This window comes from Bradyrhizobium sp. 186 (assembly GCF_023101685.1).
Lineage (GTDB): Bacteria > Pseudomonadota > Alphaproteobacteria > Rhizobiales > Xanthobacteraceae > Bradyrhizobium.
In genome coordinates this window covers 9,433,913-9,452,500 of the sequence record NZ_CP082164.1, presented here as the reverse complement: position 1 = coordinate 9,452,500, position 18,588 = coordinate 9,433,913, and the positions used below count along the sequence as shown (strand labels likewise).

Sequence of the window (18,588 nt, the reverse complement as noted above, 5' to 3'; positions counted from 1 at the left end):
GCGGCGTTTTTGTTTGTGCATTTCGGCGAGCTGACTTCGGCCTAGCCGGTGTCCCTCGGGCCGGGCCACTGGTCTCGCGCGTCCGGATCGACCACGGACATGCCGATGCCCTCGGTCGCGCGAACCGGCACGGAGCGGGGATCGAAGCCTTCCAGGCAGAACACGTTGACCCCGAAGTGATCCGGCGCCGCGCGCTTGCGGTGAAACGTGTAGATGCCGAGCTATGCAGGATTTTGGGTGACGAGGCGATCAGGCGGCGTGGTTTGCCGGCATGTGGATGACCTCGATGCCGTCGTTGAATCTGACACCTGCGATGACCTTCGGCAACTGATTTGTGCCTTTGAGCCGCCGCCAGGTTTTCGATGCGGCGACGACCAGCTTGAACACCATCAGCCTTGCGTACGCATACGACGAAGACCGCCTGATTGACGCATGCGCGCGGGCACGGCGAGCTCTATGATGGCGTTGCGAGAAGGTCAGGCAGCCTGCTGATCGGCGGGCTTGTCGGCTTGGCGCAGGAGCTTCCATTCCCAGGGCAGCAGTTCGTGCAGGTGCGAAGCGGGAAGATCGGCGATACGGGCGAGGACGTCGGCGAGCCAGGCCTTGGGATCGACGTCGTTGAGGCGACAGGTCGTGATCATCGTCAGCATGATGGCGGCACGGTCGGCGCCACGCTGGCTGCCGGCGAAGGTCCAGTTGCGCCTTCCCAATGCGATGCCTCTCAATGCGCGCTCAGCACAATTGTTGGTCAAGCAGATCCTGCCATCGTCGAGGAAGCGGGCGAAGTCGTCCCAGCGCCTGAGCATGTAGTTGATCGGTTTCAGGACCTCGGAAGAGCGCGAGAGGTTTTCGCGCTCACGCAGCAACCAGACGTGCATGTCCTCGAGAAGCGGCTTGCTCTTTTCCTGGCGCACGGCGCGCCGCTCGTCGGCGCCGCGGCCGTTGATGGCGCGCTCGATCTCGAACAACGCATCGAGGCGTCTGACCGCCTCCAGCGCGATCGGAGAGACCGGTTTGCCCTTCTTACCTTCCCGAGCATTTTTCTCGATGTCAGCCAGCTCGAAGAAGCCCCGCCGCGCATGGGCAAAGCAAAACGCCGGCGTAATCGGCAGCACCTTCTTCCGCGGGTCGAACAGCGGCTCGAAGCCGTTGTAGCAATCGGCTTGCAGGATACCGGCGAAGGCGGCCAGATGCTTCTGGGGATGCTCGCCTCGTCGGTCGCTCGAGGCGTAATAGACCGCCGCCGGCGGCGCAGGCCCGGCGAAGGGCCGGTCATCCCGCACATAAGTCCAGATCCGCCCGGTCGTGCACTTGCCCTTCGCCAGGACACGGATGGTGGTGTCATCGCCATGAAGGCGCTCGGCCGCGAGCACATGGCGTTCGATCAAGTGGAAGAGCGGCATGACGGCGAAGGTCACGTGGCCGACCTGGTCGGCCAGCGTCGACAACGGCAGGTCGATCCCCTCGCACTTGAAGCGCGCACTCTGGCGGTTGAGCGGGATATGCATGCCGAACTTGTCGAACACGATCGTCGCCAGCAATTGTGGGCCGATGAAGCCGCGCGGCGTGGCATGGAACGGCGCGGGCGGCTGGCTGATCTTCTCGCAATCGCGGCAGGTGAACTTCTCGCGTACCGTCTCGATCAGCTTGAAGCGGCGCGGGATCTCCTCCAGCGTCTTGGTCACATCCTCACCGATCTTCGCCAGCCGCGATCCACCGCAGCAGGCGCAGGTCGTTGGAGCCTCAATGACGACGCGCTCGCGTTCGATGTCATCCGGCCATGGCTTGCGCACCGGCCGCTTGCGCATGAAGGGGCGGACGTTCTGCGTCTTCGCCGCTGCGGCCTGCGCGGCAAGCTCATCCTCGCTCGCCGTGGTGACGAGTTCTTCGAGCTCCAACTCCAGCTGCTCGAGCAGCCGTGCCGTGCGCTCGGAGCGCTGCCCGTACAGTTCGCGTTTGAGCTTCTCGATCCGCAGCTCGAGATGCGCGATCAGCGCCTCGTTGTCCGACAGCTCCGCCCGCGCACTGGCAGCCACCGCCTCGGCTCGCAGCCGCGCCTCACGCTCGGCCCGCAGCGCCGCCAGGGCACTCACAAGGTCCGATGGAAGATCGTCTGGCTTCGATATCATGAAGCCATTGAATCAGATCAAGCAGCAGATTCAAACCGTAAAAGCGGCTATCCGACCCGCGTCGGACGCTGGGTTTCTTGAGGGTTGCGCCAATCGATCCCGGACAACAGATAGCTCAACTGCGCCGGAGAGATCGTTACCGATTCACCGGCAACCGATGGCCAGATAAACCTTCCTCTCTCGAGTCTTTTGGTAAACAGGCATGCTCCCTGGCCATCGTGCCAAATGACCTTCAAAAGATCGCCGCGTTTGCCCCTGAAGCAGAAAAGACCGCCGCCCATGGCGTCGCGCTTGAGCACTTCCTGCACGCGCAGAGCCAGGCTCGGAAAGCCGCACCGCATGTCGGTATGGCCCGTCGCCAGCCACACTCGCACGCCCGTCGGGATCGGGATCACGGTAGTGTCTCCAGCCCTCGCATGATCCGTAGCAAAACCGCGACATCGACGTTGCGATCCACGATCACGCGTCGGCCATTCGCGGTCACGACTTCCAGAGTGCCAGTCGCCGCCGGTGCCGCACGCTCCGTCGTCGACTGGACCTCCGACACAATCCGGGCCGGCACAAATCCACCGACCTGACAGCCGCCAAGCTGTCCTTCGCGATAGGCCTTGCGCCACGAAAACAGAAGCTGTTTCGAAAGCCCATGATGCCGTGCTGTCGCCGACACCAGCCGCGGACCCGAACAACTTTCCTCGACAATCCGCAGCTTCTCCGCAGCCGACCAGCGCCGACGCCGACCAGTCTCCACAATTTCAAGGCGACTCACTTGGCGACTATCAGTAAGGATATCCATACCGACAGTCAGCTACAGACCGGATGAACTCGCAAGACGGCCGTCCTCGGACGAGTACAGCCTTGCTGTCGTTGACGACAGTGATCCTTTCGTCCGCACGGTTCTGTGCCGCACGGTTGCGAACACGCTTTCGATGGGGTTGGTCGTGCGCAAGTGATCCCAATGCTCGGCAGGGAAGTCGTAGAAGGCCAGCAGCGCGTCACGGTCCTTGGCGAGGCATTCGACCGCCCGGCCGTACTTGACGCGGTATTTCTCGGCGAAGACGTCGATCGCCGCCTCGGCGGCCGCCCGGTTCGGCGCCCAGTAGATTTCGCGCAGGTCCTTCTTCATGTTGGCCTGCACCGAGAGTGGCACCTTGTCCAGGACGTTCACGGTCTTGTGCACCCAGCAGCGCTGGTGCCGCGTGCCAGGAAAGACCTCGTCAAGCGCCTTCCAGAAGCCGAGCGCACCGTCACCAACGGCAATTTCCGGGGCGATCTGCAACCCGCGCTGCTTGACGTCGATCAGGAGCTCACGCCAGCTCTGCGTGCTCTCCCGGACGCCGACCTGAAAGCCAATCAGCTCCTTCTTGCCTTCCGGCGTCGCGCCGATCAGCACCAGCATGCATTCGCCGTGGTCTTCCATGCGTGCCTGCAGGAATATGCCATCAGCCCACACATAGACGTAGCGCCGCGCCGACAGATCGCGCTTTTGCCAGCGCTCGTACTCGCCCTGCCACTCGGCCGTCAGCCGGGAGATGACCGCCGGCGACAGGTTCGGCGCGTCCTTGCCCAGTAGGGCCGTCAGCGCCTCCTGGAAATCACCGGTCGAGATGCCGCGCAGGTACAGCACCGGCAACAGCGCATCCAGGCTCCTGGTCCTCCGCGCCCACAGCGGCAGGATCGCTGAGCTGAAGCGGATCCGCTCGCCGTCACCGGCCGCCCCGCGGTCTCGAATCTTCGCCCGCGCGATCTCGACCGGGCCGATGCCGGTCGCAATCGTTCGCGCCGGGCCGTAACCATGCCGCACGACACGGGCGCGCCCGTCGGCAAGCTTCAAATCCTTCACCGTGGCAAGAAACGTCTCGACTTCGATCTCGACGGCCTGCGCCAGAAGCTGCCGCGCACCAGTTCGCAGAATATTGGTCAGTGGATCGTCGATATTGTCGGGCTGACGAAGGGCAACAATATTGCTAGTCTCGTTCATGGCGTATCGCTCTCCTTGAGAGGTTCTGGCAGGCTCGACACCCGCCTCGATACGCCGCCTATCTCATTCCGTCATCACCCACTTTCCCGCATAGCTCTAGATGCCACAACGCGAGCAGAAAAAATGCTGCGCGCGGTTGGTGTTCCACGCATAGACCGACAGCAGATCCTCCCCGCCGAGCAGGGTGAGTTCGCTCTCGTGCACCTTCGTCATCAGTGCGTTCTTGCGGGCGCAGAGCGAGCAATCGCAGGTCGTCAGCTCCTCGATCTCCGCGTCGATCCGGAACGTCACCGCGCCGCAATGGCAGGATCCGCGATAGCAAGCCATGTTCTTCTCTGTTCGTTGGTCCGCCCAAGCATGATGGGCAGGTCATGTTTCAGCAACGATCGAATTGCTCGCAAGACAATCTATCGATGATCGCCGCGCCGCTTGCTCGCGAAGTCGTGACCGATTCGCCGTGCCCTTGGCGACGTCGCCGACTCTGTTCGACACAATCGCTGTCTAGCGTCGTTCGGGTTCATTGCGCGTTCACGTCACCTTCCGTAGGTCTAGCTCCGTCGAAACGGGAACCCAATCCGAGGAGATCTCTATGCATCATTTCGTTCGTGCCGCTGCTGCCGCGTTGAGCGTCGCTGGTCTTGCCGCTGTTCTATCGGTCGCTGCGACCGATGGAGCATTCGCCCAGGCCAAGCAGCAGGCTGCGCCGGCTCAGGCCGCACCTGCCCAGCCGCCGGCCATCAAGCAGATCGCGCTGACCGACAAGCAGATCGACGGCGTGCTCGCCGCGCAGAAGGACATGGACGGGATCACCGAGAAGCTGCCGGAGAACACGGCGCCCGACCAGAAAGTGATCGCTCAGCTCGATGGCGTCGCCAAGAAAAACGGCTTCGCCGGCTATGACGACTATAACAACGTGGTCGACAACATCAGCCTCGTGCTCGGCGGCTTCGATCCCGCGACCAAGAAATATGTCGGCACCGAAGCCGTGATCAAGGCGCAGATCACCCAGGTGCAGGCCGACAAGAAGATGCCGGCCAAGGACAAGAAGGAAGCCCTCGACGAGCTCAACGAGGCGTTGAAGACCCCGGCGCCCACGGTCGAAAACAAGGCCAACGTCGATGTCGTCGGCAAGTATTACGACAAGCTGGTTGCAGCGCTCGGTGACGATGAGAACTGAGCTGCCGCACTCTCCGCTGTCATGCCCCGGCTTGACCGGGGCATCCAGTACGCCGAGGCCATCGTGGTGACAGCGAGCTCTCCAACGCAGGCCTCTGGGGATACTGGATCGCCCGGTCGAGCCGGGCGATGACGACCTCAGAGGTTGTGGCTCTCCCTCAACGACCAGCTGGCTCACGTAAAAAAGCCCCGGAGAAATCTCCGGGGCTTTCGTCGTTTCTGGACTCATGCGCCGTACAACGACTCACGTCCTTGTCCGCATCCGCATCATGAAGCTGTCGTAGCTGAGCTCTGCGACCTGCATCCAGGCCAGCGATTCGCTCCGGAATGCCGACAGGCTCGTGTACATCTTGTTGAAGTGCGGGTTGGTCTTGGAGAGATCCGCGTAGATCTCGTTGGCCGCGCCGTAGCATCCCTCCAGCACTTCCTGCGGGAAAGGCTTCAGGATCGCGCCGGCGACCAGCAGCCGCTTCAGCGCCGGCGGGTTGACCGCATCATACTTGCCGGTCACCCAGGTGAAGGTATCGCGCGACGCGCTTTCGACCGCCGCCTGGTAGTGTTTCGGCAACGTGTTCCACTTGTCGAGATTGATGATGTTGTGGCCTTGGCCGGTCCCTTCCCACCAGCCCGGATAATAATAGTACTTCGCGACCTTCACGAAGCCGAGCTTTTCGTCGTCATATGGCCCGACCCACTCTGCGGCGTCGATTGTGCCCTTTTCCAGCGCCGGATAGATATCGCCGCCCGCGATCTGCTGTGGCACGCCGCCGACCTTGGCGATGATCGTACCGGCGAATCCGCCGACGCGGAATTTCAGGCCCTTCAGATCATCCATCGACTTGACCTCCTTCCGGAACCAGCCGCCCATCTGGGCACCGGTCGAGCCCGTCGGGATACCGATTGTGTTGTGTTCCTTCAGGAGGTCGTTAAGCATGCTTTGCCCGCCACCCCAGAGCAGCCAAGAGATGTGCTGGCGGGTGTTGAGGCCGAACGGCAATGCGGTCCCGAACGTGAAGGCGGGATTCTTGCCCCAATAATAGTAGAGCGCGGTGTTGCCCATCTCGACCGTGCCGTTCGATACGGCGTCGAGCACCTGCAGGCCGGGGACGATCTCGCCCGCGGCGAAAGATTGGATCTGGAAGCGGTTGTCGGTGACCTCGGCGACGCGCTTGGCAAAATACTCGCAACCGCCATAGAGCGTGTCGAGGGCCTTCGGCCAGCTCGCGGCGTACCGCCACTTGATTTCAGGCATCGATTGCGCGATCGCAGGCGCGGCAATCGCACTTGCGGCAAGGCCTAATCCGCCTGCCGTCAGGAATTTACGACGTTCCATGCGCTTCCCCTCTGTTGTTGTCGATACCTCGACGAGGGATCACGATCTTGCTGTCGCTTTGGTCTTCGTCGCTGGCCGACGTTCCTTGGCGTCCGAAATTCAAATTCGGATCGCGGTCAGGATGACGAAAGGGGGCCTGCAAATCAAGCGCGCTTTGGTTGGGCTGCCGGCGCAGCCGTTCAATGCTGCGCTGCGAACGCGGCTTCCATGACCTTGCGGATCTTCACCGTCTCGTTGTTGGCGTCGAATTCGACATCGCTCCACCGCACCATCGCGCCGTACGCGACGTCATGTCTCAGCTTCACGCGATGCGCCAGGCCAATTGGCAGCGCACCGGCCTTCAGGCTCGCAGCCGCCGGCACCAGCTTACCCCACACCGTGTAGCCGCCTTCGCCGTCCAGCATCTCGCCGGCGCGCAAGTTGCGCTTGGCCACGGCTGCGACGTCGCCGCGGAAGCCCGTGGCTTGGCCGGTCGGCTCGCCCCGCAGTGCCGCCGACAGGACCGAGATATTCAGCTCGAGTCCGATCAAATGGTAGGGCTTGTACATCGCGGCGAAGCGTCCGCTGGCGTCGGTCTTCAGGCCGTATTGCCTGAAGCAGTCGGCGGCATAGTCGTTCGGCGCCTCCAGCACGACATAGACGCCCCAGCGCAGATCGCGAAACACCGGCCGGCCGTCGCGCTCGAGCGAGGAGACGACTTCCACCACGCCCGATCGCTCCAGCACGCCGCCCCGCTCGCGCGGTCGCATCACATGCGGCAAATCGTCGACGCCGCAGGGCGGAAACAACAGTCCGTTCGCGGGCACGTCGAGCCCGCAGGCATTGGCGATCGCGGCCATCTCGATCGCCGACTTGGTGCCGTCGAGGAAGGAGTTGAACATCTGCGGATTCATCCCAGCCGACTGCGCCTCGCCCGCGGTCAGGCCGTAATGCTGCCAGACATCGTCCGGCGTCACGTCGTGATAGGCCGGCAGATATTTCGTGCCCTTGCCGGCGGCGACCACGCGAAAACCGGTGGCACGGGCCCAGTCGACCATCTCCGCCGTCAGCGCCGGCTGGTCGCCATAAGCGAGCGAATAGACCACGCCCGCCTTGCGCGCCTCCTCGGCGAGCAGCGGACCCGCCAGCACATCCGCCTCGACATTGACCATCACGATATGCTTGCCCGCCGCGATCGCGGCGCGCGCATGTTTGATGCCGACCGCCGGATTGCCGGTCGCTTCCACCACCACATCCATCGCGCCGCCGGCAATCGCGCGTGCCCCGTCATCGGTGAAGGTCGTCGCCGCGATGCGTGCGGCGTCCCAGCCGACGGTGCGGCAGGCCTCGCGCGCACGGTCGCGGTCGATGTCGATGATGATCGGCACCTCCAGCCCCGGCGTGTGCGGCACCTGCGCCAGAAACATCGAGCCGAATTTTCCGGCGCCGATCAGCGCGACACGGACGGGCTTGCCGGCGGCCGCGCGGGCCTGGAGGAGGTGGAAGAGGTTCATGGGAGATGTCCCCGGGGATCGCAGAAATTGATGAAGCGCGTAGGTCTATCCCAGACGTCATGGCCGGGCTTGACCCGGCCATCCACGCATTGGCGCCGTAAACGTGTCAGAACGTGGATGCCCGGGACAAGCCCGGGCATGACGATTGTAGGAGAAGCGGCGCAAAAACTACTCCGCCGCCTGCCGCGGCGCACGTGCTAGCCGCAGCAGCGCGTCGTCCTCCACCGTCTTGATCGGCGCGAAGTCGCGATGCGCGATGTACTCCGGCCGTGTCGGCGTGCGGATGTAGTTCGAGACCGCGTTCAGCGTCAGGTATACGATCTTGCGCGGGTAGGGCGTGATGTTGCCGGCCGAGCCGTGCACGAGATTGCCGTGGAACATCAGCATGCCGCCTCCCTTTCCAGTCGGCGCCACGATCCCGCCCTGCTCGACCAGGCGCGTCACCGTGGCCTCATCCAGCGTCCACAGCGGATAGGAGGTGGTGGCGAGGTCATGCGAGGCTTCGAGATCTCCGGCGTTCTGGCTGCGCGGCACCAGCATCAGCGGGCCGTTGATCGGCATCACCTCGTCGAGGAAGATCGCGACGTTCATCGCGCGCGGCTCAGGCATGCCGTCGTCACGCTTCCAGGTGCCGTAGTCCTGGTGCCACTGCCAGACGTCGCCGGTGAAGGCCGATTTCGCGTTGATCTTGAACTGGTGCATGTAGACCGGTTCGCCGAACAGCTGCTCGACCGGGTCGATCATGCGCGGATGCGCAGCCAGGATGCGGAATGCCTCATTGTAGAGATGCGCGGCAAAGGCCGTGCGCGGCGCGCCGCTCTTCTCGCGCCAGACTTCTGGCCGGTTGGCGTCGTAGATGCCGACCGCCTCGCGCGCGAGGAAGTCGACCTCTTCCTGGCTGAATAGTTCGGGCAGGAACAGCCAGCCCTCGCGGTGGAAGAACTTCAATTGCTCCTGAGACAGTTTCATGAGTCGTTTCCTCCGTTGATTGTTTTTTGTTGTCATTCCGGGGCGCGCGGAGCGCGAGCTATGATGCGCAATTGCGCATCTGAGAATCCATTCCTCCCCAGTCTCTGCCGCTCGATGGATTCCGGACTCGACGCTCCCGGGCCGCGCTTCGCGCGGTCCCGTCGCATCGCTCCGGAATGACGGCGCGAATGGCTACGCCGCCGCCTCTTCCGTAGCCCTCAATCTCTCCTCGGTCATCCGTCCCGCCGTCTGCGCATGCGCGAGCGCCGCTCGCTCGGCAGCATTGGCGTCGCCTGCGAGAATGTGTCCGGCGATCGCCGCATGCTCGGCCCAGGCGCTGCCGCGATAGTCGAGCTCCGAGAGCACCGTCGCCATCGAGCGGCGCATATGCGGCCATTGCGGCGCGATCGTCTCCTCGATCACGGGATTGCCGGCGAGCTGATAGATCGCGCGGTGAAAATCGACGTCGAGCACAATGAGCTCTGTGAGCGTCGTCTTGAGATCGATCCGACGTCCGGCGGCAAGTGCCGCATCCAATCGCGCGCGCGCCGCGGCGTCGCTTGCCGCACGCTCGGCCGCGAGCCGGGCAGCAAGCGCATCGATGGCGCCGCGCACCTCATAGAGCTGGCGGATACGTGACGGATCGAGCTGGGTGACTTCAAAGCCGCGCCGGCCGCTCTCGGCAACCAGACCCTGACGATGCAACAGATGCAGTGCATGCGACACCGGCTGGCGCGACACGCCGAGCTTGTCGGCGAGTTCGTTCTGCCGGATGCGCTGGCCGGGCTGAAGCGTGCGGTCGGTGATCGCGTCCAGGATCCGCGCATAGACCTGGTCGATCAGGTTCGGGAACGGGTCGAGAGGGATCACGCCGGCAGCTCCCAGAACACGTAAAGGGAATACGGAATTAAGGGAATACGGAATTCCGTATTCGATGGTACTGCGGGAGGGGGAAGGCGTCAAGATGGGCTTCGAGGCCCGGTCGAGCCGTCTTTTGAGGGTCGCTAAGCTATTGATATCGCTGGGGCCGGCTACTGTGCATGGGGTTGTTTTCGCCAAAAAGCGTTTCGGCTTCAGCGCTCCAGCACCTCCACCTCCAGCACCGCGATCCGTTCCGCATCGGCCAAGGCCTCGATCCCTACGATCCGGTCGCCATTGAAAGCGATGCGCAGCGCAATGCGCAGCTGTCCTTCGAGGATGACGGCCACACCCATCTCGCCATCGACCAGCGCAGTCCGCGCAGCCTGGGCGCGGCCCTTGTAGAGCTGCGCCACGGCATCGGCGCCGCGGATTTCAGGCAGTGTGCCGAGCCGCACCGCGGCCTGATCGGCGCGGAACACGACGTCCGGATCAAGCACGGCCAGCAGCCTCTCGAAATTGCCCTCGCGCGAAGCTTTGAGGAAGGCATCGACGATGGTGCGCTGGCGCGACAGGTCCGTCTCGGGCACCGGCGCGCCCTGCACACGCCGCCGGGCGCGGCTTGCCAGCTGCCGCGAGGCATCGACCGAGCGGCCGACGATCGGCGCGATCTCCTCGAACGGCACCGCGAACATGTCGTGCAGCACGAAGGCGAGCCGTTCCGCCGGCTGCAATGTCTCCAGCACGACGAGCAAAGCCGCGCCGACGGAATCGGCGATTTCCGTTTCGCGCTCCCGCGTCTCATCGGCCGGCTCCGGCACATGCGGGCCCATCGGATCCTCGCGGCGCGATTTCAGTGCGCGCAGCATGTCGAGACAAATGCGCGCGACCACCGTGGTCAGCCAGCCGCGCAGGTTGGCGACATTGGATGTATCGCTGCGGCTGAGCCGCAGCCATGCCTCCTGCACGGCATCGTCGACCTCGCCGCGCGAGCCCAGCATCCGGTAGGCGACGCCGCGCAAATGGTCCCGATTGACCTCGAACTGTTGGGCGAGAAAATTTTCTTCAGCCATCGGTCACATTCCCTCATCGCGATCCGTCATGCCCATGACGAAGCCAATCCGGCCGATGTGACCGGAACCGTCGCAATTCTCAAACGGAGACGCAAGATGATGCACGCCCGCATGAATCACCCGGTCATGGTCCTGCCTGAGGCCATGAATGTGTTGCAGTCCCTGGCCACCGTGTCCAAGCAGGGACTATCGGAAAAGCTCCTGGAACTGGTGCATCTGCGCGCCAGCCAGATCAATGGCTGCAGCGTCTGTGTCGACATGCACCCGAAGCTCGCCCGCAAGGTCGGCGAGACCGACGAGCGGCTGTTCGCGGTCTCGGCCTGGCGAGACACGCCGTATTTTACGGACACCGAGCGCGCCGCGCTGGCGCTCACCGAGGCGCTGACGCGGCTGTCCGACCGCGCCGACCCCGTGCCGGATGCCATCTGGAACGACGCAGCCAAGCATTTTGACGAGCGTGAACTCTCGGCGCTGCTGCTCGGCATCTCCACGATCAATGTCTGGAACCGGCTGAACGTGGCAATCAAGGCGCCCGTCGGCGCGTGGAAGGTGTGAGCGAGGCGCTCTCACCCTCTTCCCACGCGGGGAGAGGGTGAGAGAGCTACTCCGCCAAGAACGCGTTCACCGCCTCGCCGAATTCCAGCGGCGCCTGTTCGAACATCCAGTGGCCGGCATTCGGGATCACCGCCGTCTTCGCGCCGGCGATGTGTTCGGCCAGCACACGCCATATCACAGACAGGCTGCCGGTGGTGGCGCCGCCGCCGATCAGAAGCGTTGGCGTCCTGATCGCCTCAGCATCAGTCAGCGAATAGGACCTGCGCTGCTCGTTGATCTGGCCGAGAAAGGTGATGGCGTTGTCGCGCAACTGCTGCTTCGCCGCCGCCGGCACGCGTCGCCAGGAGCCGTCGCCTTCGATGCCTTCGTAGAAGTTCTGGAGCGCGCCCTCGATGTCGCCGGCGCGGATCATCTCGACCGAGCGCGCCGTGCGCGCGGCCAGCGGCGGATGCGCGGGCGCGTCGGCCGGTACCGGCAGGCTGGCGTCGAGATCGCCGCCGGGCTCGGCCAGCACCAGTTTCCGCAACAGATCGGGCCGCGCCCGGGCCACGCGAAACGCGATGTGCCCGCCACGCGAATGTCCCATCAGATCGACCGGCGCGGGCCCGACCTGCTCGATGAAGGCGATCAAATCGGCGACGTGCTGCGCCATCTTGTAATCGTCGCCGATGGCGTCCCAATGCTCGGGAAAGAAATGCCGCAGGCTGACCGAGATGACGCGACGGGACTTCGACAGCGGGCCGAGCACCGAATACCAGGTGCGGAAATCGCCGAGCGTGCCGTGCACGCAAACCAGCGGCGGGCCTTCGCCCACTTCGAGATAGGCCATGTCGTAACCGTTGACGCGAAATGTCTGCATGATCAGCCCGCCAGAAAATCCAGGACCAGTTCGGAGTATTTTTGCGGCGCCTGCTCGAACATCGGGTGCGTTGCGTTGGGTATGATCGCCGTCTTCGAATATGGGACGTGCGCGGCGAGTGCATGAAGTACCTTCGGCAGCAGCCCCTTGGTTCGCGCGCCCAGGATGAACAGCGTCGGCATCAGAATCGATTCTGCGTCCGCCTTCGAGAACGGTGGGCGGTTGTCGCGGACCTGGCCGATCAGCGTAAAGGCGTTGTCGCGCAAATTCTGCTTCACCATCGCCGGCAATCGCGGCCAGGTACCTGGTCCTTCCAGCGTGTCGACGAAGACGGCGAGGCCGCCGTCGACATCGCCGGCGGCAATCTTCTCCGCCGAGGCCTTGAAGCGCGCCAGCAGCGGCGAGGGGCCGCCGACATAATCCGGATCGAGGCTCGCATCGAGCTCGCCACCGGGCTCGGCGAAGACCAGCCGGCGCAGCAGATCGGGGCGCGCTTGCGCCACGCGGAAGCAGATGTGCCCGCCGCGGGAATGGCCCATCAGGTCGACCGGGCCGAGGTCGAGCTGCTCGATGAAGGCGATGACATCGTCGACATGCTGGCTGATCGAATAAGTGTCGCCGACGCCGTCCCATCGTGCCGGGAAGAAGTGCCGCAGGCTGACGCAGATCAGCCGATGCCGCTGCGTCAGCGGCCCAAGCACGCACTCCCAGACGCGGAAGTCGTTGAGCGAGCCGTGCACGCAGACCAGCGGCGGCCCGGCCTTGGCCTCGCCCACGTCGAGATAGGGCATGTCATATCCGTTGACGTGGAGGCTTTGCATCGGGGGCTCGCGAAAGAGGCAGGAACTCCTGTGCAAGATTCCCGGAAACCGGGTGGATCGCAACTATTTCCAAGCCTAGATTTGGCTTCAGATCACACTGGGGGCCTGCGACGGGGAAGCAAGCCAGGAACCAAGCCATGACCGACCAGCATTTCACCCTGTTCGAGACCAGGATCGGCCTGTGCGCCATCGCCTGGGGTCCGCGCGGCATCAACGGCGTGCAGCTGCCGATGGGCGGCGAGCAGAAGATACGCACCCGCATCCAGCAGCGCCATATTGATGCCAGCGAAGCCGAGCCGACCGCCGAGGTGCAGCAGGCGATCGACCGTATCGTTAAGATGCTTGCAGGCGCGGCGGATGACCTCGCCGACATCCCGCTCGATCTCGACGGCGTTCCCGAGTTCAACCGCGGCGTCTACGAGATCGCCCGCACCATCCCGCCCGGCAAGACCGTCACCTATGGCGACATCGCCAAGCGCCTCGGCGGTGTCGAGCTGTCGCGCGATGTCGGCCAGGCGCTCGGCCGCAACCCGTGCCCGATCGTGGTGCCCTGCCATCGCGTGCTCGCGGCCGGCAACAAGCCCGGCGGCTTCTCCGCGAATGGCGGCGTGGTGACGAAATTGAAGATGCTCGAGATCGAAGGTGCGCTGGTCAACCACACGCCGAGCTTGTTTGATTGAGGCGACCGGGCGCTTTCTAAATCTTCGCCGGCGCCTTCGGCCAGTAGCGGTCGCGCAGATGGCGCTTGACCAGCTTGCCGGTGGGCGTGCGCGGCAGCTCGGCTTCGAAATCGACCGAGCGCGGGCATTTGATCGCGGAGAGGCGCGTCTTGCAGAAGGCGATCAGGTCGGCCTCGAGCTCCTTGCCGGCGCGCTTGGGGTCGTGCGGCTGCACCACCGCCTTCACCTCTTCGCCCATCTCCTCATTCGGCACGCCGAACACGGCGACGTCGGCGACCTCGGGGTGGGTGATCAGCACGTCCTCGGTCTCCTGCGGGTAGATGTTCACGCCGCCCGAAATGATCATGTAGGACTTGCGATCGGTGAGGAAGAGAAAGCCGTCCTTGTCGAGATAGCCGACGTCGCCGAGCGTCGACCAGCCTTTTGCGTTGTAGGCCTTCTTCGTCTTCTCGGGATCGTTGTGATAGGTGAAGGCCGGCGCGTCGGCGAAATAGACCGTGCCGATCTCGCCCGTCGGCTGCTCCGCGTCGTTCTCGTCAAGTATCTTGATCTTGCCGACCACGGCGCGGCCGACGCTGCCGCGATGCTCCAGCCATTGCAGCGAGTTGCAGACGGTGACGCCGTTGCCTTCCGAGCCCGCGTAATACTCGATCAGGATCGGCCCCCACCATTCGATCATTTTCGCCTTCACGTCGACCGGGCAGGGCGCTGCGGCGTGGATCGCGCCTTTCAGCGTCGAGACGTTGTACTTGGTGCGCACCTCGTCGGGCAGCTTCAGCATGCGCACGAACATGGTCGGCACCAGCTGCGACTGCGTGACCTCATGTTTTTCGACCAGCTTCAGGAATTCTTCGGCGTCGAAATGCTCCATGATGATGGAGCTGCCGCCGAGCACGATCGCCATCATGTTGAAGCGCAAGGGTGCCGCGTGATACAGCGGCGCCGGCGACAGATAGGTGCTGTCGGCGTTCATGCCGCACATGTCGGCGCAGAGCACGCGCAGGAACGCGTTCGGCACGTCGATTTTGTTGCCCTCGAACGCCTTCTTGATGCCTTTCGGCCGGCCGGTGGTGCCCGATGAATACAGCATGTCGTAGCCGGCGACTTCGTCGGCGACTGGCGTTGTTGGCTGCGCGGCCGCTTCCTTGTCGTAGGAGCGAAAGCCGGGCAGCGGCTCATCCACCATGTAGAAGATCGGCTCGCCCGCGGTGCCCTTGATCAGGTTCTTGATCTGGTCGGCGCATTTCGGTGTGGTGATCACGACCTTGGCGCCGCAATCGGCGATGATGTAATCGATCTCGTCCTGCTTCAGATAGCGGCTGATCGCGGTGTAATAGAGTCCGCTGCGCTGTGCCGCCCAACAGATCTCCATGAACGCGAGGCGGTTCTCCATCAACAGCGCGATGTGGTCGCCGGCCTTCAGCCCCAGCGAGCGGAACAGGTTTGCGCCCTGGTTCGAAAGCTCGTCGAGCTCGCGATAGGTGATCGCCTTGCCGGTGGCGGCCATTTGATAGGCGATCTTGTCCGGCGTGGTGCGGGCGTGGATGGAGGGGTGAGTCATGGCGTTTCCTCAGATGTGCGAATGGCGAGTTGCGAATGGCGAATAGGGAAGAAGGACACTCGCCGTTCCCCTGCTCACTATTCGCTACTCGCCACACGCTATTCGCCTTTTTGCTTCTACAACCGCTCCACGATCGTCACGTTGGCCATGCCGCCGCCTTCGCACATGGTCTGGAGGCCGTAGCGCTTGCCGCGCTGATGCAGCGCGTGCACCAGCGTCGTCATCAGCTTGGTGCCGGAGCCGCCGAGGGGATGGCCGAGCGCGATGGCGCCGCCATTGATGTTGAGACGCTCCGGATCGGCGCCGGTGGTCTTCAGCCACCCGGTCGGCACCGAGGCAAAGGCTTCGTTGACCTCGAACAGGTCGATGTCGTCGATCTTCATGCCGGCCTTCTCCAGCGCACGCTTGGTGGCGTGCAGCGGTGCATCCAGCATGATCACGGGATCGCCGCCCATCATGGTCATATGATGGATGCGCGCCAGTGGCTTGACGCCGAGCTGCTTCAGGCCGCGCTCATTCACCACCATGACGCCGGAGGCGCCGTCGCAGATCTGGCTGGCGCTGGCTGCGGAGAGCTTGCCGTTCTCGGCGATCAGCTTGACGCCCTTGATGCCGTCGAGCGTGACGTCGAAGCGGATGCCTTCGTCGATGTGGTGGGTGTCCTTGGAGCCGTCGGCGCGGGTGATCTCGAGCGGCACGATCTCCTTCTTGAAGTGGCCCGCCTGCGTCGCCGCGATCGCGCGCTGATGGCTGTTGTAGGAGTATTCGTCGAGCTCATCCTTCGACAGGCCGTACTTCTCGGCCATCATCTCCGCGCCGGTGAACTGGCTGAACACGATGTTCGGATAACGGTGCTCGATACCCGGGCTCTTATAATTGCCAAAGCCGTTCTTGGCGGGAAGCTGCGACGACAGGCCCATCGGTACGCGCGTCATCGATTCCACGCCGGCGGCGATCACCACGTCCATCGCGCCGGACATCACGGCCTGCGCGGCGAAGTGCAGCGCCTGTTGCGACGAGCCGCACTGCCGGTCGATCGAGGTGCCCGGCACGCTCTCCGGCAGCTTCGAGGCCATGATTGCGTTGCGCGCGACATTGTTGGACTGCTCGCCGACCTGCATCACGCAACCCATGATCACGTCCTCGACCAGGGCGGGATCGACCTTGCTGCGGTCGACCAGTTCGTCCAGCACCTTCGCGGCGAGATCGGCCGGATGCCAGCCGGCGAGGCGGCCCTCCTTGCGCCCGCCGGCGGTACGCGCAGCGGCGACGATGTAAGCCTCGGCCATGTCGGTTTCTCCCTGGATTGTTCTGTGTCGAATTGGGTTGTCGGCGCGGATTTAAGGGGTGGGAGATCATTTAGTCAATCGATCAATTAACTCTTGTGGGGAGGCGCTGCTTGGGCTTATCTGCGGCCGCTCGTGCGACGAGAACAGGGATCTCCGTGACTACCAGCGTACCGAACAGGCTCCCCAGCGGAAAGAATTCCACGGCAGAGAAATTGCTCGTGGCCGCGAGCGAGTTGATGATCGAGCGCTCGTCGATCGAGATTTCCTTGAGCGACATCGCGCAGAAGTCGGGCGCCAACGCCGCACTGGTCAAATATCACTTCGGCAACAAGGACGGCCTGCTACTGGCGCTGCTCGCGCGGGATGCCGCGACCGAGCTGTCCAATCTCGAATATTTGCTGGCGCAGCCGATCACGTCGACCGCGAAGCTAAAGCTGCATATCGGCGGTATCATCCGCGCCTATCACCGGTTTCCCTATATGAACCGGCTGATCCACTATCTCCTGCATGAGACCAATGCAGGCTCCGCCGACGAAGTCTCGAAATTCTTCGTGGCGCCGCTGCTCGATTTCCATCGCCGCCTGCTCGCCGAAGGCGTCAGCCGCGGCGAATTCCGCCAAACCGATCCGGTGCTGTTCTACACCAGCCTGATCGGCGCCTGCGATCACCTGTTCTTTGGCCGGCACGCGATGTCTCGCGCGACCGGCGTCGGCCCGGTCACCGACGAAGTCTGCCGGCAATACATCAAGCACATGGAAACGCTGATCTGCGGCGGAATACTGAATGGGCGAATGGCGAATGGCGAGTAGCGAATAGAGCTGCATGCTCCGTTCGCCACTCGCTATTCGCCATTCGCCAATAACAAGGAGAGGCTCTAAAATGCAGTTGAAAGACGTAGCCGTTCTCATCACCGGCGGTGGCTCGGGCCTCGGTGCCGCGACCGCCCGGGCCATGGCCGCCAAGGGCGCCAGGATCGGCGTGATCGACCAGAGCAAGGAAAACGCCGAGAAGGTCGCCGCCGAAGTGAAGGGCGTCGCCCTCCATGCCGACGTCACCGACGAGGACGGCATCAAGGCTGCCATTGCCAAGGCGGAAAGCGCCCACGGCATCGCGCGCGTTCTGATGAACTGCGCCGGCATCGGTGGCTCGCAGCGCATTGTCGGCAAGGACGGTGTCTATCCGCTGGCGAAGTTCGCCCGCATCATCAACGTCAATTTGATCGGCACCTTCAACTGCCTGCGCCTGTTCGCGGAGCGTCTCGTCACCGCAGAACCCATCGGCGAAGAGCGCGGCGTCATCATCAACACGGCATCGGTCGCCGCTTACGAAGGGCAGATCGGCCAGATCGCCTATTCGGCGTCGAAGGGCGGCGTCGTCGGTTTGACCCTGCCGGCAGCGCGCGATCTCGCCAGCCAAAAAATCCGCGTCAATACGATCGCGCCCGGACTGTTCCTGACGCCGCTTCTGATGGGCCTGAACGAAGAGGCCCGCAAGAGCCTCGGTGCCCAGGTGCCGCATCCCACGCGCCTCGGCGATGCCGCTGAATACGGCTCGCTCGCCGTGCACATCGTCGAGAACCCGATGCTCAACGGCGAAACCATCCGTCTCGACGGCGCCATCCGCATGGCGCCGCGGTAGCGGCAAACTCCGCCGCTGTCCCTTCTCCCCTTGTGGGAGAAGGTGGCGCGCTTTGGAGCGCAATTGCGCTCCTGAGCGCGACGGATGAGGGGTCTCTATCCGCGGAGACAGACCCCTCACCCAAGCGAATTCCTGGCTAGCGACGTACATGCCCTCTCCCACAAGGGGAGAGGGCG

The 18,588-nt window shown here is 63.8% G+C and carries 19 protein-coding genes and 2 pseudogenes; 5 read left to right on the top strand and 16 right to left on the bottom strand.

Translation table 11 applies throughout. The features are described 5' to 3' along the window. Positions 1 to 249: 249 nt before the first annotated feature. The 6 genes and pseudogenes from IVB18_RS45065 to IVB18_RS45040 form a co-directional block, all read right to left on the bottom strand. A pseudogene (locus IVB18_RS45065) lies at positions 250 to 399 on the bottom strand (IS256 family transposase); the annotation flags it as partial. Positions 400 to 476: 77 nt separating this feature from the next. Further along, positions 477 to 2,129, bottom strand: a complete 1,653-nt coding sequence (locus tag IVB18_RS45060) for an IS66 family transposase (protein WP_247983904.1) — start codon at positions 2,127 to 2,129, stop codon at positions 477 to 479. Positions 2,130 to 2,176: 47 nt separating this feature from the next. Then, the gene (gene tnpB, locus IVB18_RS45055) at positions 2,177 to 2,524 is read right to left on the bottom strand and encodes an IS66 family insertion sequence element accessory protein TnpB (RefSeq protein WP_063676425.1); all 348 of its coding nucleotides are present in this window, start codon (positions 2,522 to 2,524) and stop codon (positions 2,177 to 2,179) included. Continuing rightward, complete coding sequence (locus IVB18_RS45050) at positions 2,521 to 2,922, bottom strand: transposase (protein WP_247983905.1); 402 nt, start codon at positions 2,920 to 2,922, stop codon at positions 2,521 to 2,523. Before IVB18_RS45050 ends, tnpB begins: the two co-directional genes overlap by 4 nt. A 57-nt stretch (positions 2,923 to 2,979) precedes the next feature. After that, a pseudogene (locus IVB18_RS45045) lies at positions 2,980 to 4,107 on the bottom strand (IS256 family transposase); the annotation flags it as partial. A 96-nt stretch (positions 4,108 to 4,203) separates the two neighbouring features. After that, positions 4,204 to 4,434 (bottom strand): hypothetical protein, encoded by a 231-nt coding sequence (locus tag IVB18_RS45040; RefSeq protein ID WP_247986496.1) that lies wholly within the window; start codon positions 4,432 to 4,434, stop codon positions 4,204 to 4,206. 262 nt (positions 4,435 to 4,696) lie between these two features. On the opposite strand from IVB18_RS45040, the gene IVB18_RS45035 reads away from it, so the two are divergent. Then, on the top strand, positions 4,697 to 5,284 hold the full coding sequence (locus tag IVB18_RS45035) for a hypothetical protein (RefSeq protein WP_247986495.1): 588 nt from the start codon (positions 4,697 to 4,699) through the stop codon (positions 5,282 to 5,284). Between the two features lie 243 nt (positions 5,285 to 5,527). On the opposite strand, the gene dctP is transcribed toward IVB18_RS45035, so the two are convergent. The 5 genes from dctP to IVB18_RS45010 all read right to left on the bottom strand — a co-directional run bounded on the left by dctP (position 5,528) and on the right by IVB18_RS45010 (position 11,009). Continuing rightward, positions 5,528 to 6,616 (bottom strand): TRAP transporter substrate-binding protein DctP, encoded by a 1,089-nt coding sequence (dctP, locus tag IVB18_RS45030; RefSeq protein ID WP_247986494.1) that lies wholly within the window; start codon positions 6,614 to 6,616, stop codon positions 5,528 to 5,530. A gap of 179 nt (positions 6,617 to 6,795) precedes the next feature. Further along, positions 6,796 to 8,109, bottom strand: a complete 1,314-nt coding sequence (locus IVB18_RS45025) for a Gfo/Idh/MocA family oxidoreductase (RefSeq protein ID WP_247986493.1) — start codon at positions 8,107 to 8,109, stop codon at positions 6,796 to 6,798. A gap of 168 nt (positions 8,110 to 8,277) precedes the next feature. Beyond that, positions 8,278 to 9,078: a phytanoyl-CoA dioxygenase family protein gene (locus IVB18_RS45020; protein ID WP_247986492.1), complete on the bottom strand. Its 801-nt coding sequence runs from the start codon at positions 9,076 to 9,078 to the stop codon at positions 8,278 to 8,280. A gap of 192 nt (positions 9,079 to 9,270) precedes the next feature. Further along, on the bottom strand, positions 9,271 to 9,948 hold the full coding sequence (locus IVB18_RS45015; RefSeq protein ID WP_247986491.1) for a GntR family transcriptional regulator: 678 nt from the start codon (positions 9,946 to 9,948) through the stop codon (positions 9,271 to 9,273). A gap of 203 nt (positions 9,949 to 10,151) precedes the next feature. Continuing rightward, complete coding sequence (locus IVB18_RS45010; RefSeq protein WP_247986490.1) at positions 10,152 to 11,009, bottom strand: sigma-70 family RNA polymerase sigma factor; 858 nt, start codon at positions 11,007 to 11,009, stop codon at positions 10,152 to 10,154. A 99-nt stretch (positions 11,010 to 11,108) separates the two neighbouring features. On the opposite strand from IVB18_RS45010, the gene IVB18_RS45005 reads away from it, so the two are divergent. Beyond that, positions 11,109 to 11,564: a carboxymuconolactone decarboxylase family protein gene (locus IVB18_RS45005; RefSeq protein WP_247991884.1), complete on the top strand. Its 456-nt coding sequence runs from the start codon at positions 11,109 to 11,111 to the stop codon at positions 11,562 to 11,564. A gap of 46 nt (positions 11,565 to 11,610) precedes the next feature. Here IVB18_RS45005 and IVB18_RS45000 read toward each other — a convergent pair whose 3' ends face one another. Both IVB18_RS45000 and IVB18_RS44995 read right to left on the bottom strand, forming a co-directional pair. Next, positions 11,611 to 12,423: an alpha/beta hydrolase gene (locus IVB18_RS45000; RefSeq protein WP_247986489.1), complete on the bottom strand. Its 813-nt coding sequence runs from the start codon at positions 12,421 to 12,423 to the stop codon at positions 11,611 to 11,613. Between the two features lie 2 nt (positions 12,424 to 12,425). After that, on the bottom strand, positions 12,426 to 13,244 hold the full coding sequence (locus IVB18_RS44995) for an alpha/beta hydrolase (RefSeq protein ID WP_247986488.1): 819 nt from the start codon (positions 13,242 to 13,244) through the stop codon (positions 12,426 to 12,428). A 137-nt stretch (positions 13,245 to 13,381) separates the two neighbouring features. Between IVB18_RS44995 and IVB18_RS44990 the strand changes: the two genes are divergently transcribed. Further along, positions 13,382 to 13,924 carry a methylated-DNA--[protein]-cysteine S-methyltransferase gene (locus IVB18_RS44990; protein WP_247986487.1) on the top strand — a complete coding sequence of 181 codons (543 nt, stop codon included), beginning with the start codon at positions 13,382 to 13,384 and terminating at the stop codon, positions 13,922 to 13,924. Positions 13,925 to 13,940: 16 nt separating this feature from the next. Here the strand turns inward: IVB18_RS44990 and IVB18_RS44985 are convergent, their stop codons facing one another. The 3 genes from IVB18_RS44985 to IVB18_RS44975 all read right to left on the bottom strand — a co-directional run bounded on the left by IVB18_RS44985 (position 13,941) and on the right by IVB18_RS44975 (position 17,051). After that, the gene (locus IVB18_RS44985) at positions 13,941 to 15,485 is read right to left on the bottom strand and encodes an acyl-CoA synthetase (protein ID WP_247986486.1); all 1,545 of its coding nucleotides are present in this window, start codon (positions 15,483 to 15,485) and stop codon (positions 13,941 to 13,943) included. 116 nt (positions 15,486 to 15,601) lie between these two features. Next, positions 15,602 to 16,774 carry an acetyl-CoA C-acetyltransferase gene (locus IVB18_RS44980; RefSeq protein ID WP_247986485.1) on the bottom strand — a complete coding sequence of 391 codons (1,173 nt, stop codon included), beginning with the start codon at positions 16,772 to 16,774 and terminating at the stop codon, positions 15,602 to 15,604. 82 nt (positions 16,775 to 16,856) lie between these two features. Continuing rightward, positions 16,857 to 17,051 carry a hypothetical protein gene (locus IVB18_RS44975; RefSeq protein WP_247991971.1) on the bottom strand — a complete coding sequence of 65 codons (195 nt, stop codon included), beginning with the start codon at positions 17,049 to 17,051 and terminating at the stop codon, positions 16,857 to 16,859. Here IVB18_RS44975 and IVB18_RS44970 point away from each other — a divergent pair. Both IVB18_RS44970 and IVB18_RS44965 read left to right on the top strand, forming a co-directional pair. Then, positions 16,987 to 17,583 (top strand): TetR family transcriptional regulator, encoded by a 597-nt coding sequence (locus IVB18_RS44970; protein ID WP_247991883.1) that lies wholly within the window; start codon positions 16,987 to 16,989, stop codon positions 17,581 to 17,583. The two genes, IVB18_RS44975 and IVB18_RS44970, sit on opposite strands and share 65 nt — an antisense overlap. Positions 17,584 to 17,653: 70 nt before the next feature. After that, a complete protein-coding gene (locus IVB18_RS44965) occupies positions 17,654 to 18,412 on the top strand; it encodes an SDR family NAD(P)-dependent oxidoreductase (RefSeq protein WP_247986484.1) in 759 nt (252 codons plus the stop codon). Positions 18,413 to 18,588 lie beyond the last annotated feature (176 nt).